This is a genomic window from Companilactobacillus mindensis DSM 14500 (genome assembly GCF_001434275.1).
Taxonomy (GTDB): Bacteria; Bacillota; Bacilli; order Lactobacillales; family Lactobacillaceae; genus Companilactobacillus; species Companilactobacillus mindensis.
On record NZ_AZEZ01000013.1, the window covers coordinates 63,926 to 78,224 of the forward strand.

Here is a 14,299-nt window from a genome sequence, read left to right on the forward strand (position 1 = left end):
TATGTATAAAAAAGTGGAACGTCAGGCGTTGTATGTCTGGGTCTACTCATTAAAATGGAGAAAAAAATTGCAACGTTATGGCACTATTTATTACACTTCTCCAAAAATGAAATATGTGATGCTCTATGTCAATGCCAACAAGGCAGCAGAAGTAAAGAAGGAATTGACGGCCAAAAATTACGTTAAACGAGTCTCTTTGGCCCATCGCAAAGAATTAGATGAACATTTTGTAATGAAAAATAAAGACGGTGAAGAGGAAGCTTAATGAAAGTTGTTTCAGGAAAATTTCGTGGTTTAAATTTAAAAGCAGTACCGACCAACAATACTCGCCCCACATCATCCAAAGTCAAGGAAGCGGTCTTTAGCATGTTGTCGCCTTATATGGTCGATGGCGTGGCCTTGGATCTGTTTGCTGGAACAGGTAGCTTAGGTATCGAAGCTGTTTCTCGTGGTTACGAAAAGGCTTATTTGGTCGATAAAGCTTACAAAGCTATCAATACGATCAAAGAAAATATCGAAAAAACTCATGCCGAAGAAAACTTTGTAGTGATCAAATCAGCCGCGACCGAAGCTTTACAAAAATTTACAGCTGAAGGTATTAAATTTGATCTAGTATTTTTGGATCCACCGTATAGAATGAAAATCACTGAACAAATAATTAAAGATATGGTTGAACAAAATCTGTTGAGCGAGGGAGCTATCATCGTTGATGAGACTGATTACGATATTGATCTGACTGATTTTGACCGTATCACGTTGATCAAAGAGAAACGATATAAAGATACGAAAGTGGCCTTATATCAGTTTGGAGGATAATAATGTCACAAAAAATTGGACTTTATGCTGGAAGCTTCGATCCAATCACTAATGGTCATCTGGATGTGATCCGCCGAGCAGCTAGGTTGTTTGATAAACTCTACGTTGCCCCAATGACTAATACGTCAAAGGATTATTTGTTCACATACGAAGAAAAAAAGACTTTTATTGAATCAGAAATCGCTGATCTTACAAATGTCGTCGTGATCAATGGCAAAAATGAGTTGTCAACTAAGTTGGCAGAAAAAGTCGGAGCCCATTTTATGATCCGTTCAATGCGTAATCCGGATGATTTTGGCTATGAATCAGGGGTTGCATCGATCAATAAAGTTTTAGATAAAAATATCGAAACAATATTTCTACTAGCGAATGACAAATATGCTACGATATCCTCATCAATGATGAAAGAAGTAGCTAAATTTGGTGGCGATATCTCCGAATTCGTTCCCAAAGCAGTTGCTACAGAATTGGTAAAGAAGTTGAGAAGGGAATAGTTCATTTTGAAATTCAACAAAACTAGAAATAAAGTTTTTGGCGCCATATTTATTTTTATCGTTGTAGCAGCGTTCTTTATAATGCCAACTGGATATTATTTGGAAGTCCCCGGATCGGCTGAGGACACTTCTCAGTTCGTTAAAGTCGACGGCAAACACGATAAGAAAAAGGGAAATTTGTTACTGACAACAGTTGGAATCGTAAGCGGAACGCCGTTCACGTTGCTCAAATCATTAGGCAATAATTTTGAAACGATTTATTCGCAACAAGACCTTATGGGCGATGAGAACAGTCAAGAGTATTTCCGTGTCCAACAATATTACATGAAATCAGCCACTAACAATGCCGTTCAGGCTGCTTACACCAAGGCTGGTAAACCATTTACCAAAAAGTACTTGGGTGTCTATGTGATGGATATTTTGGATAATTCTGATTTCAAAAAGAAATTAGAGATCGGCGATACGATCACTTCGATCAATGGCTATCACTTTAATAATGCGGACCAATTTATTAAATATGTCAGAAAGCAAAACAAAAATTCCACGGTTAAAATCTCCTTCACAAGAGATGGCAAAAAGAAGACAGCCTCAGGAAAATTAGTTAAATTGGCTGATACCAAACGTTTTGGCTTAGGCATAACTTTGACTGATAATACTATTGCCAAGGGGAATCCGCCAACGAAGATCAATGCTGGTGATATTGGTGGTCCATCGGCTGGTTTGATGTTTACCTTGCAAGTTTATTCGCAAATAGCTAACAAAGACTTAAAAGCTGGTCGGACAATCGCTGGGACCGGTACAATTGCTCCTGACGGGACAGTTGGACCTATTGGCGGAATTGAAAAGAAAGTTTATGCCGCTTCAGAACAAGGCGCAACTATTTTCTTTGCTCCAGATGATCCCGTTACAAAAGAAATCAAGAAGTATGAACCAGGTTATGTCAACAACTACCACTTGGCTTTAAATGCCGCTAAGAAGATCCATACTAAGATGAAGATCGTGCCAGTGAAGAATTTAAATGACGCCATCAATTATCTTGAAAAAACGCAACAGTCCAAATAAAGGGCTGTTTTTTTTACGTAATTTTTGCTTGAGGTGATAAAAATGGAGAGTTTTTTAACGTATATCAAGCAAAACGTGATCTTAGTAGGTGTTTTAGTTGGTTTGACGATCCTAGGTTCAGTTTATTTATTGACTCATCAAGTCGCTGCACCAGTAAAGAATGAAATTGCTACGGCTAAAACTGAGCCTCAGAAAAGTGCTAGTCAAAAAAAGCTTCCGGAACAAAAAATCTTCGTCGTCGATATTCAAGGTGCGGTGAATAGATCCGGCGTTTATCGGTTGAAAAATGGGGCAATCGTGCAGGAAGCCTTGCAAATGGCTGGAGGAATAACTGAGAATGCGGACGTAAAACAGCTCAATCAGGCCCAGCGGATTACTGATCAAATGCAAATCTATGTCCCTTATAAGGGCGAACAGATCAATTCTAATAATAAAAATAATCAAGCTAATTCTAAGGCAAAGAAGCAAGTCAATTTGAATACGGCGACAGTCGATGATTTTAAAGATGTGTCGGGGATCGGGCCTAAGAAAGCTGAGAAAATAATTGCTTATCGGGAGAAAAATGGCAATTTTAAAGAGTTACATGATCTGACTAAGGTGGGTGGCTTTGGTGAAAAGAGTTTGGACGCTTTAAAAGAGCAACTGACCGTTTAGTTTATGAAAGGCTTGTGGATTTTCCCAACATTAGTAGCAATTTTAGTGATTGCTATATATTTTGAAACAAAATTTTTGATCATCGGTTTATTAATATTAGCGGTACGGATCTTGGTATTACGAAAAAGGCATCTGAATTTAGTTGTTATTTTGTTGGCGGCAATATTTTTGATCCGCTGCCAGTTGATCCAGCAGAGTATCCCTAAAGTCCCTGAATTTAAAACGGCCACGATCAGTCCCGACAGTATTAGTGTCAATGGCGATAATCTCAGTGGAGAATTAAAAACTAAAACTCAGTTCGTTCGTTTCAACTATCGGATCAAAACTGAAATAGAACAACATTTTTGGAAAAATCTTTCGGAGATAATTCAAGTTAAAGTTACCACGAGTGAAATTGTTAAAATTTCTGGTCCTAGAAATATCGGTGAATTTAATTTCCAAAAGTACGCGACCCATAAAAACGTCTATTATATGGCTAAAATAGAGAAAATTAGTCAACCAACTTTATTTCAGCCCCAAACATTATTTGAAAGAATAAATGTTTTACGAATACATATAATCAACTATTTCAAGCCACTCCCCAAATGGTTAAGGGTTCATGCACAGAGTCTGATCGTTGGCTATACTGAGTACGACGACAAAGATTTTCTCAAGATACTTAGCACTTTGGGTATCATTCACTTGTTCAGTCTGTCGGGACTGCATGTGTTGATAATTTTGACCATATTGAGAAAACTGACCTCGTGGTTGAAGATCCCCTTGGAGTGGGTCAATACTGTCATGTTAGTGCTTTTGCCTTGTTACGGCCTATTGGTGGGATCAAAGAGCGGTATTTGGCGGGCAATCGTGTTGGCGATGGTCGGAATAATTTGCCAGAAGTTACGATTGAATCTCAGCCGCTTAGATATTTTTAGTTTGACGATGTTGTTGTGTCTGTTCATTTATCCGTTTGCAGTCATAGAGATGGGCGGGCAACTGAGTTTTTTGCTGGCTTTTGCAATTTTGTACCTATATAAACCAACTCGTTTTTTATTGATGACTTTTGAGATGAATTTAGTCAGCTTACCGATAATTTGCTTATATACGTATCAATTCAATTATCTAACGCTGCTGACCAATATTATTTTTGTACCGTTCTTTACTTATTTTATTTTGCCGGTGACATTGATCTCAGCGCTGAGTGTCAAATGGTCTTTTTGGCAATTGCTCAATTCGTTTTATGCGGAATTGTATAAGAATTTGGATGCGATAGCAAATAATCTTGATTTTATATTTATTACGGGCAGTTTATCCATTTGGTCAGTGATTATTTTAAGCATTATCGGAATCTTTTATGTTGAAAGCAGGGGATTTGCCAATAAATTTTTGGGTCAATATCTGATTATCTTCGTTAGTTGTATCGTCTTTAATAAATTTCCACTTTTTGGCTCCGTCAATCTGATCGATGTTGGCCAAGGCGACAGCATCATGGTTACGACGCCGTTGAATCGACAGACTTTTTTGATCGATGTGGCTGGAAAACTCAGTTATCCAACCAAGCCGTGGGCTAAACGAACTGTACATGATCAAGTTGACAATAGTACCTTGCCATTTTTGAAATTCCAAGGGATCAGTCATATCGATAAAATTTTTTTGAGCCATAAAGATGTGGATCACGTTGGCAATTTGGAGACAATACTGACGAAATTCAAAGTTAAAGAAGTCAATTTTGGAATCGGCTTGGAGAATAATCCCCGGATAAAATCGGCTATCAAGCGGCATCCACAAGTCAAATTTAAAAATCTTCGTCAAGAAGATGCTTTTCAGACCGGTCCGATCAAGTGGGAAGTTTTGTGGCCACAAAAGTTCAGCATAGGTGAAAATGGTGATTCCTTAACATTGTTAGCCCAGATCAAACAAAAGAAGTGGCTTTTTCCCGGTGATTTGGATATAGCTGGTGAAAAAGCCATCGTTAAAGATCATCAATTTAAAGTCGACTATTTAAAAGTTGGTCACCACGGTTCACGGACAGCCACGAGTGAAAAGTTATTGGATGTAATCCAGCCAAAATTTGGTTTTATTTCTGCTGGGATCAATAATCGTTACGGACACCCCAATAAGGAAACCTTGGAACGGTTACAACGACATGGGGTCCGATATTTAAATACGGCCGATTATGGTATGATATCTTGGTATTATTATTTCTTTAACGATGAAGAAAAGATAACAACTTTCTTAAAGGGTGACTTGCTTGAAAATAACGGAATTAAAAAATAACTTAAAACAAGGTAATTTGAATAATGTCTATTTGATTACTGGTACTGAACAAGTCTTTATTAAAGACATTCAAAAATCATTTAAAGCAATCATGTCTCCTGAAGAACAGGATATGAACTTCTCTAATTTTGATTTGGAGGAAGTTTCCTTAGCAGATATGATCAATGAAGCTATTTCTGCACCATTCTTTGGTGAGAGAAGATTGGTCTTTGCGGAACATCCTTATTTTTTAACGGCGGAAAAGACCAAAAATGCAGTCGACCAAGATGTTGAACTATTGCTGAAATACATCAAAAATCCAACACCATCGACGATTTTGGTTATTTTTGCTGCCTATGAAAAATTAGATGCACGTAAAAAAATCGTTAAACAGCTTAAAAAATTAGCAGTGACAGTTGATGCGGGGCAGATGGAAGGCCCAATGTTGACGAGAACGATAATAAATGATTTAAAAATTGCTGGTTATCAAATCGACAACGATGCTTTGGATCTGCTGATCAATAAGACCAAAAGCAATTACTCATTGATCACTAACCAGTTGGAAAAATTAAAGCTTTATGCTTTGCAGACTAAAAAAATCGATCGCCAGGCCGTGGCTGAATTAGTACCACAATCATTGGAAGATAATGTTTTTGACTTAATGAATGAAATTCTCGGTAAAAATATTTATCAAGCTGAGGAACTTTATCACCAATTTTTACTGCAAAAGATCGATCCAATTTTGCTAGTGGCCATTTTGACATCGCAATTACGGCTCTTGATCCAAGTGAAGATCCTTTCAGAAAAAGGCTTGTCAGAACCAACGATTGCTAAGAGTCTCAAGATACATCCTTATCGAGTAAAATTAGCTCATCGACAAGTTAAAACGTTAAAATTATCTCAATTACGAGTGATGTATGGAGAAATTGTCAACTTGGATTACCAGATCAAGTCAGGGCAGGGTGACAAAGAGTTGCTATTCGATTTGTTTATTGCCAAATTTGCCTAAAGAAGGCACAAAAATATCGCCAGTTTTATGCAGTAACGTAAAATGACCTCTGATTCAGTTGAAGAATCAGAGGTCATTTTAAATTTGGACAAAATAAAAAAGCAACCGAATGGCTGCTTATCATTAATTCAATTTTGCAAGTCTTGACTTATCACGAGCAGCCTTGTTAGCTTTGATTAGGCCTTTTGACTTAGCCATATCAATTGCACGGACGGCTGTTCTGAACAAATCATCTTTGTTGTCAGCGTTGTTAGCAGCTGAAGCTTCGAAGTTCTTAATTGCTGAACGCATTGAACTTCTTTGTGCATTATTGCGAAGGTTTGCGCTTTCGGCAGTCTTTACACGTTTCATAGCTGATTTAATTTGTGGCATTAATTTCACCTCCGATTACATAGTAAGCTTAAAACTCAATACATAGAATTATACATAATTCCCAGTGGCAATGCAATGAAATGTCGATTTTTTTTCACTATTGCATTATTCTCCATTATGTAGTAAATTAATTAACTGTGTTAACCATGCTCTGTTTGACGAATCACCAACGCATTCATAGTTTGGCTAAATTTAAAAGGAAAAGGTGAATTGAAATGGCTATTTCAAAAGAAAAGAAAAACGAAATTATCAAGCAATATGCTCGTAAAGATGGAGACACTGGTTCTCCAGAAGTACAAATTGCTGTATTAACTTATGATATCAACTCATTGAACGACCACTTGAAGGTTAACAAGAAAGACCACCACTCATATGTTGGTCTATTGAAGAAGATCGGTCACCGTCGTAACTTACTAGCTTACTTACGTGAAAAAGATGTTCAACGTTACCGTGAACTAATCAAGTCATTAGGTCTACGTCGTTAATATTTATTTTAGGAGATTCCAGAAATGGATCTCCTATTTTTTTTGCATATTTTTTCTAAATAGTGTCGGATATGGTAGAATGAAAAACAGGTATAGCTTAAATAGTCTTAAAAGACTTAAAAATCACAATAGAATATTATGACCTATGCTATTTTAATGAAATGAGAGATGAATATGGACAAAAAAATTAAGATAATTTTGTTAAGTGGTGTACGTGAAAATGGAAAGAACATGTACGCAGTAGAAGTAAATGATGAGATCTATATTTTAGATATCGGATTGCAATATCCAGATAATGACCTTTACGGAATTGATTTGGTCGTTCCTGATATGAGTTATATCAAGCAAAACATTGATAAAGTGGTGGGAATCTTCCTATCACATGGCCATGCCGATGCCATTGGAGCTTTACCTTATTTGATCAGTGAATATGACATTCCTGTATTCGGTTCAGAAATGACGATCGAATTAGCTAAGATCGTTTGTTCAAATGATCGTCGCAGTAAAAAGTTCTCTAACTTCCATGTTATTGATGAAAATACAGCGATTGATTTTGATCAAGCTTCTGTATCGTTCTTTAAGACGACGCACTCAATCCCTGGTTCTTTAGGAATCGTTATTAAGACTTCTGAAGGACAAATCGTTTATACTGGCGATTTCAAGTTTGACCAAGCATCTGCACCAACTTACAAGACTGATTATGGTCGAATTGCTAAGATCGGCAGTGAAAGAGTTTTGGCCTTGTTGAGTGACTCGGCTAATGCTGAATCTCCTTACGAAAATTCTAGCGAAAAAGATATTTACGAATATATTTTGGATACGTTTAGCTATCACAATGGTCGCATCATTGTTGCTCAAGTTGCTTCTAATATTCAAAGAATGCAACAAGTACTCGATGCTGCCGCTAAGACAGGCCGTCAAGTATTCTTGTCTGGAACAGATGCTGAAAAGATCTTGAAAACAGCCATGAGACTCGGCTATTTGAAGATTTCCGACAAGGATTTAATTGTTAAGCCTAAAGATTTGGAAAAAATCGACAATAACAAATTAGTCGTTATTGAAACCGGCAAGATGGGCGAACCAGTTAAATTACTTCAAAAGATGGCTAATCCAGCTGCCAAGACTAAGTTCCAAATTGAAGAAGGCGACCTTGTCTTCATCGCTACGACGCCTTCACATGCTATGGATACTACAGTTGCCAAAGCACGGGATGCGATTTACCGTACCGGTGCCGAAGTTAAAGCTTTGAGCGACGACAAACACTCATCTGGTCATGCCAACAAATCTGATCTTCAATTGATGATCAACTTGTTGAACCCAGAAAACGTTATTCCAGTTCAAGGTGAATATCGCTTACTTGATGCTCACGCAAGAATTGCTCACGAAACAGGTATTCCTTATCAAAATATCTTCCTTACAAAGAAGGGGGACGTTTTGAATTATGAAAATGGACAATTTTATCGTGGAAAAGGCGTCGATGCTGGCGATACCATGATTGATGGAATTGGCGTTGGTGATATTGGTAGTATCGTTCTTCGTGACCGTGAATTATTGGCCCAAGACGGTGTTTTCATTGCCGTAGCTACAATTGACCGTAAGAAGAAAAAAGTCGTTGCTAAGCCTAAAATCACGGCTCGTGGTTTCGTTTATATGCGTGCCAGCCGTGACCTTCTAAGCGAAAGTTCCGACATTATCGTCAATACGATCGTAGACTACATGCAAAATAGTAAAGACTTTGACTGGTCAGATTTGAAACAAGGCGTTCGTGACAAATTGAACCACTTCTTGTATGAACAAACTAACCGTCACCCGGTTATTTTGCCAGTGATCATGGAAGTTAACCAAAATAGACATAGAAAAGCCAAAAAATAAAATGATTTAATTTTTTTGGATATTGTTGAGGTATTGTATGGATAACGATGCAGATAATCTAAAAAAAATCATTGATCAAGCCGATGAAGCCTTTGAACAAGGTAATTGGGAAGAATCGACTGATTTATATACTCAGGTTTATGCGATGCAGCAGACCTTTTCGATCAACAAAGGGCTTGCTGCATCTTTATTGAATCAACAAAGACCTGGCGATGCTGAAGCTGTGATTTTGGATTATTTTAATTATTACCTCAGTGAACCGGATACGGCGGAATTGGCTCTGGATATTATTTTGGAAAACAACGATTTTTTGTTAGCCAATCAGATGCTCAATTTTTACGATGCAAGTACACAGCCAAATATTAAACCAGATTTGATCGATGATTTTATCAAACGTATTAAAATAGCAGAAGACAGGCATGAACGAGTTTTTAAACCGGAAAAGGATAAAATCTCGAGTCGACTGCTGTCAATTGTTACTGAACCGACGGCTGAGCAAATTCAATTGCTAAGAAAGTTAAGGGAATTTAACAAAGCTGACTATATAAAAAATGCCAAGATATTATTGGGCAATCCCTTGTTGCATCCGCTTTTAAAGAGCGAAGCACTTGAGAATTTATTGAAGCTTGGGTTGGATGAAGAGATCGATATTTCATTTTACGGTGAAAATAAAACTTGCAATCCAAGCCATCTCATGCCTATTATGTCAACTGATGTCTATTTGAAAATGTGTGACGAATTAGAAAAATTATTGGCCAATGACAGTGCTTCGCAGTTGGAAAATTTCAAAGGCGAATTGTCGTTGTATTCGGCATTTGTATACCCATTCGGAAATAAAATAATAAAAGACCCTGCACTCTGGACAAAAGCAATGCTTTTAAGGTATGGTTTAGTAGATGATTCACAGGTAAGTGATAATCAAGGTTTAGACGAAGTAAAAACTTGGTTAAAACGGTTCGATGAGCTGATCAATACCTTTCAGGAGTGAAACTTTTTTAAAGTTTTTTCGCTTTGAGTATTTACAATTGCGTTTACGGCCTGTATACTCCAAAGAGTATATTTTTAGTCGGTGATTTGCGTTGAATTACTTTGCTTTCACCTCTGAAAGTAGTATAATTTTTCAGTAAAGAGTCGTCTAAAGAACATTTTCTTTGGATCAATCTTATGAAATGAAATTTTAGGAGGATTCTTTGTAATGGCAGAAAAAGAACATTATGAGAGAACAAAGCCCCATGTAAATATTGGGACAATTGGTCACGTTGACCACGGTAAGACTACTTTAACAGCAGCAATCACTAAGGTTTTGGCTGACAAAGGTTTAGCAAAGGCTGAAGATTACGCTGATATCGATAAAGCCCCAGAAGAAAAGGAACGTGGGATTACAATCAACACTGCTCACGTTGAATACGAAACTGAAAAGCGTCACTATGCACATATCGATGCTCCAGGACACGCTGATTACGTTAAGAATATGATCACTGGTGCTGCACAAATGGATGGTGCCATCCTTGTTGTTGCTGCTACTGATGGTCCTATGCCACAAACTCGTGAACACATCTTGCTTGCTCGCCAAGTTGGTGTTGAATACATCGTTGTCTTCTTGAACAAGACTGACCTTGTTGATGACCCTGAATTGACAGACTTAGTTGAGATGGAAGTTCGTGAACTTCTATCAGAATACGATTTCCCAGGGGATGACATTCCTGTTATCCGTGGTTCAGCTTTGAAGGCTCTTGAAGGTGACCCAGAAGAAATCAAACACGTTGAAGAATTACTTGATGTTGTTGATGAATACATCCCAACACCAGAACGTGATAATACAAAACCATTCATGATGCCTGTTGAAGATGTCTTCACTATCACTGGTCGTGGTACTGTTGCATCTGGTCGTATCGATCGTGGTGAAGTTAAGATTGGTGACGAAGTTGAAATCGTTGGTTTGAAGCCAGAAGTATTGAAGTCAACTGTTACTGGTCTAGAAATGTTCCGTAAGACTCTTGATTTAGGTGAAGCCGGAGATAACGTTGGTATCTTACTACGTGGTATTAACCGTGATCAAATCGAACGTGGACAAGTTCTTGCTAAGCCAGGTTCAATCCAAACTCACAACAAGTTCAAGGGTGAAGTTTATATCATGAGTAAAGAAGAAGGTGGACGTCATACTCCATTCTTCTCAAACTACCGTCCACAATTCTACTTCCACACAACTGATGTTACTGGTGTTATTGAATTGCCAGAAGGTGTAGAAATGGTTATGCCTGGTGACCAAGTTACTTTCGAAGTTGACTTGATTGCTCCAGTTGCTATTGAAAATGGTACAAGATTTACTGTTCGTGAAGGTGGCCGTACTGTTGGTGCCGGAGTTGTTACAGAAATCTTAGACTAATTTCTAAGGTAGTAATGATTGTTTAAAAAAGAGTTGGTTAATTCCAGCTCTTTTTTTATTGCATAAATATTTAAAAATGATCCAAAGTATCATATAATAGAAAAATGATGTTTTAAAAATACTTGGAAATCACGTCGATTGTTTACAATATCGCCATTTTAAGGTAATATTACAAAGTATGAGATTGTTGAAATACCGGAGGGATAATATAAATGTCTGCTAAGGCTAAATATACAAAAAAAGAAAATAACACTGGTGAATTGAAATTTGAAATTGACCAAGAAACTATCAAGAACGGTTTGAACACAGCTTTTGATCGTGTAAAGAAAAACCTAAACGTTCCTGGATTTAGAAAGGGTAGAGTACCTCGCCAAATCTTCAACCGTATGTATGGTGAAGAAGCATTGTACGAAGACGCTCTTAACGCTGTTTTACCAGCTGCTTATGAAAAAGCTGTTGGTGAAGCTAAAGTAGAACCTGTTGACCAACCACAAATTTCTGTTGACTCAATGGAAAAAGATCAACCATGGGCAATCACAGCAACTATTACTGTTAAACCTGATGTTGAACTTGGTGAATACAAGGGTATCGAAGTTAAGAAACAAAAACGTAATGTTATGAAGGCTGACGTTGAAGATCGTTTGGCTGAATTACAAAAACAACAAGCTGAACTTGTTCTTAAAGACGGTAAAGCTGAAAAAGGCGACACAGTAATTATTGACTACGTTGGTACTGTTGATGGTAAAGAATTCGACGGTGGCAGTGCTCAAAACTACTCACTAGAACTTGGTTCAGGTACATTCATTCCTGGCTTCGAAGACGAATTGATCGGTCACGCTGCTGGCGAAGATGTTGACGTTAACGTTACATTCCCAGAAGACTACCAAGCAAAAGAACTAGCTGGTAAGAAGGCTGTCTTTGCTACAAAACTTCACGAAGTTAAGACAAAGGAATTACCTAAGTTAGATGATGACTTTGCTAAGGATGTTGACGAAAATGTTGACACACTTGAAGAATTAAAGACAAAGCTTCACGACGAAATCAAAGACCAAAAGAAACAAACTGCTGAAGAAAACATTCAAGAAGAAGCAATTTCTGGCGCAGTTAAGAATGCTAAGATCGACTCAATTCCACAAGCAATGATCGACACAGAAGTTGAAAACCAATTGAACCAATACTTGGCTAACTTACGTCGTCAAGGTATCGATCCTAAGTTGTACTACCAAATGACTGGTACAACAGAAGATACTTTGAAACAACAATTTGCTAAAGATGCCCAAGAACGTGTTAAGACTGACTTGGTTATCGAAGCAATCGTTGCTAAAGAAGACATCAAGCCTTCAGAAGACGAAATCAAAGACGAAGTTAAATCACTTGCTGACGAATACAAGATGGAAGAATCAGCTGTTAGAAACGCATTGACAGACGAAATGTTGGCTCACGATATTTCAGCTAAGAAAGCAATTGAATTGATCGTTGATTCAGCTGTTGAAAAGTAATCGATTCTTTTCTTAAAAATTGAAGAAAGCCGTAAGGCTTTCTTTTTTTTAACTGAACTAAGAGGTTTAAAACTAATTACTTTACTCTTAATTATTACAATGCTAGACTTTCTAAAGTATTGGAACTATTGAAGGAGAAATTGCATATGTTTGATAGTACAGAAAATACTGGCACAATTAGCTGTTCATTTTGTGGTAAAACACAAGATCAAGTTAAGAAGATTGTTGCTGGACCCGGTGTCTATATTTGTAATGAATGTATAGATTTATGCAAAGAAATCATCGATGAAGAACTAAATGAAGCAGCACCACTAGATTTAGACAACATCCCTACACCTGTTGAAATCAAGAAGATCCTTGATGAATACGTGATCGGTCAAGTTGATGCTAAACGTGCGTTGTCTGTTGCTGTTTATAATCACTATAAGAGAATTAATAAAATGGAACATCTCAAAGATGGCGAGACAGAATTACAAAAGAGTAATATTGCCTTGATCGGACCTACTGGTTCCGGTAAGACATTCTTGGCTCAAACTTTGGCTCGTATTCTACAAGTTCCGTTTGCAATTGCTGATGCAACTACGCTTACTGAAGCTGGTTACGTTGGTGAGGATGTCGAAAACATCTTACTAAAGCTTTTGCAAAATGCTGACTTTGATGTCGACAAGGCTGAACACGGAATTGTCTATATCGATGAAATTGATAAGATTGCTAAAAAGAGTGAAAATGTTTCAATCACCCGTGATGTTTCCGGTGAAGGTGTGCAACAAGCACTTTTGAAGATTCTTGAAGGAACTATCGCCAGTGTGCCACCACAAGGTGGAAGAAAACACCCACAACAAGAACTTATCCAAATCGATACAACTAACATTCTCTTTATCGTTGGTGGAGCTTTTGACGGAATCGAACAGATCGTTAAAAACCGCTTAGGCGATAAGACGATCGGCTTTGGTGCCGAACAAAAGGCTACAGTTGCAGAAGAGAAGAGTTTGATGCAACAGATCATCCCTGAAGATTTGATGAAGTTTGGTATTATCCCTGAATTCATCGGTCGTATTCCAATCGTGACTGCACTTGAGAAGCTCACTGAAGAAGACCTTGTAAACATCCTTACAAAGCCTAAGAATGCCTTAGTTAAACAATATAAGGAATTATTAGCCTTGGACGGTGTGAACTTGATCTTTACCGATGGTGCGCTTAAAGAAATCGCTAAGATGTCAATCGAACGTGACACTGGTGCGCGTGGTTTGAGATCTATCGTTGAAGAGACGATGCTGGATACGATGTTTGATATTCCTGGCCGTGATGATGTCGAAAGCGTCAAAGTAACTAAGGATGCTGTAAGAAAAGTTAAAGAACCAGAATTGATTCTCAAAAATGGAGAGGTTGCCTAGTAGGCAGCCTTTTTTTTATAT

14 protein-coding genes are annotated in these 14,299 nt (G+C 37.7%); 13 read left to right on the forward strand and 1 reads right to left on the reverse strand.

Annotation, left to right across the window (positions count from 1 at the left end):
* Position 1: 1 nt before the first annotated feature.
* From FD29_RS02230 to holA, 7 genes are read left to right on the forward strand one after another with little or no spacing between them, the layout of a single operon-like run.
* Positions 2-265, forward strand: a complete 264-nt coding sequence (locus tag FD29_RS02230; protein WP_083477737.1) for a YlbG family protein — start codon at positions 2-4, stop codon at positions 263-265.
* A complete protein-coding gene (gene rsmD / locus FD29_RS02235; RefSeq protein ID WP_057887355.1) occupies positions 265-816 on the forward strand; it encodes a 16S rRNA (guanine(966)-N(2))-methyltransferase RsmD in 552 nt (183 codons plus the stop codon). The genes FD29_RS02230 and rsmD overlap by 1 nt, the downstream gene beginning before the upstream one ends.
* 2 nt (positions 817-818) lie before the next feature.
* The gene (gene coaD, locus FD29_RS02240; protein ID WP_057887356.1) at positions 819-1,310 is read left to right on the forward strand and encodes a pantetheine-phosphate adenylyltransferase; all 492 of its coding nucleotides are present in this window, start codon (positions 819-821) and stop codon (positions 1,308-1,310) included.
* Positions 1,311-1,316: 6 nt separating this feature from the next.
* A complete protein-coding gene (locus tag FD29_RS02245; protein WP_057887357.1) occupies positions 1,317-2,372 on the forward strand; it encodes a SepM family pheromone-processing serine protease in 1,056 nt (351 codons plus the stop codon).
* Positions 2,373-2,414: 42 nt separating this feature from the next.
* Complete coding sequence (locus tag FD29_RS02250) at positions 2,415-3,026, forward strand: helix-hairpin-helix domain-containing protein (RefSeq protein WP_057887358.1); 612 nt, start codon at positions 2,415-2,417, stop codon at positions 3,024-3,026.
* A gap of 45 nt (positions 3,027-3,071) precedes the next feature.
* Complete coding sequence (locus FD29_RS02255) at positions 3,072-5,282, forward strand: DNA internalization-related competence protein ComEC/Rec2 (protein WP_186810602.1); 2,211 nt, start codon at positions 3,072-3,074, stop codon at positions 5,280-5,282.
* Positions 5,248-6,270 (forward strand): DNA polymerase III subunit delta, encoded by a 1,023-nt coding sequence (gene holA, locus FD29_RS02260; RefSeq protein WP_235804247.1) that lies wholly within the window; start codon positions 5,248-5,250, stop codon positions 6,268-6,270. Before FD29_RS02255 ends, holA begins: the two co-directional genes overlap by 35 nt.
* A 123-nt stretch (positions 6,271-6,393) precedes the next feature.
* On the opposite strand, the gene rpsT is transcribed toward holA, so the two are convergent.
* Positions 6,394-6,642, reverse strand: coding sequence for a 30S ribosomal protein S20 (gene rpsT, locus FD29_RS02265; RefSeq protein WP_057887361.1), 249 nt, complete (start codon positions 6,640-6,642; stop codon positions 6,394-6,396).
* A gap of 215 nt (positions 6,643-6,857) precedes the next feature.
* Between rpsT and rpsO the strand changes: the two genes are divergently transcribed.
* The 6 genes from rpsO (at position 6,858) to clpX (ending at position 14,278) form a co-directional block, all read left to right on the forward strand.
* Complete coding sequence (rpsO, locus tag FD29_RS02270; protein WP_057887362.1) at positions 6,858-7,127, forward strand: 30S ribosomal protein S15; 270 nt, start codon at positions 6,858-6,860, stop codon at positions 7,125-7,127.
* Between the two features lie 174 nt (positions 7,128-7,301).
* Positions 7,302-8,999 (forward strand): ribonuclease J, encoded by a 1,698-nt coding sequence (locus FD29_RS02275; protein WP_057887363.1) that lies wholly within the window; start codon positions 7,302-7,304, stop codon positions 8,997-8,999.
* A gap of 37 nt (positions 9,000-9,036) precedes the next feature.
* Positions 9,037-9,987: a hypothetical protein gene (locus FD29_RS02280; protein WP_057887364.1), complete on the forward strand. Its 951-nt coding sequence runs from the start codon at positions 9,037-9,039 to the stop codon at positions 9,985-9,987.
* A gap of 207 nt (positions 9,988-10,194) precedes the next feature.
* The gene (tuf, locus tag FD29_RS02285) at positions 10,195-11,385 is read left to right on the forward strand and encodes an elongation factor Tu (protein WP_057887365.1); all 1,191 of its coding nucleotides are present in this window, start codon (positions 10,195-10,197) and stop codon (positions 11,383-11,385) included.
* Between the two features lie 212 nt (positions 11,386-11,597).
* Entirely contained in the window at positions 11,598-12,884 is a 1,287-nt protein-coding gene (gene tig / locus FD29_RS02290) for a trigger factor (RefSeq protein WP_057887366.1), read from the forward strand.
* A 146-nt stretch (positions 12,885-13,030) separates the two neighbouring features.
* Positions 13,031-14,278, forward strand: a complete 1,248-nt coding sequence (clpX, locus tag FD29_RS02295) for an ATP-dependent Clp protease ATP-binding subunit ClpX (RefSeq protein ID WP_057887367.1) — start codon at positions 13,031-13,033, stop codon at positions 14,276-14,278.
* Positions 14,279-14,299 lie beyond the last annotated feature (21 nt).

Bases quoted from the DNA above. Each gene is read 5' to 3' on its own strand.
- FD29_RS02280 (WP_057887364.1), top strand. From the start codon at position 9,037: ATGGATAACGATGCAGATAATCTAAAAAAAATCATTGATCAAGCCGAT.
- FD29_RS02230 (WP_083477737.1), top strand. From the start codon at position 2: ATGTATAAAAAAGTGGAACGTCAGGCGTTGTATGTCTGGGTCTACTCA.
- clpX (WP_057887367.1), top strand. From the start codon at position 13,031: ATGTTTGATAGTACAGAAAATACTGGCACAATTAGCTGTTCATTTTGT.
- rsmD (WP_057887355.1), top strand. From the start codon at position 265: ATGAAAGTTGTTTCAGGAAAATTTCGTGGTTTAAATTTAAAAGCAGTA.
- rpsO (WP_057887362.1), top strand. From the start codon at position 6,858: ATGGCTATTTCAAAAGAAAAGAAAAACGAAATTATCAAGCAATATGCT.
- rpsT (WP_057887361.1), bottom strand. From the start codon at position 6,642: ATGCCACAAATTAAATCAGCTATGAAACGTGTAAAGACTGCCGAAAGC.
- tig (WP_057887366.1), top strand. From the start codon at position 11,598: ATGTCTGCTAAGGCTAAATATACAAAAAAAGAAAATAACACTGGTGAA.
- coaD (WP_057887356.1), top strand. From the start codon at position 819: ATGTCACAAAAAATTGGACTTTATGCTGGAAGCTTCGATCCAATCACT.
- FD29_RS02250 (WP_057887358.1), top strand. From the start codon at position 2,415: ATGGAGAGTTTTTTAACGTATATCAAGCAAAACGTGATCTTAGTAGGT.
- tuf (WP_057887365.1), top strand. From the start codon at position 10,195: ATGGCAGAAAAAGAACATTATGAGAGAACAAAGCCCCATGTAAATATT.
- FD29_RS02275 (WP_057887363.1), top strand. From the start codon at position 7,302: ATGGACAAAAAAATTAAGATAATTTTGTTAAGTGGTGTACGTGAAAAT.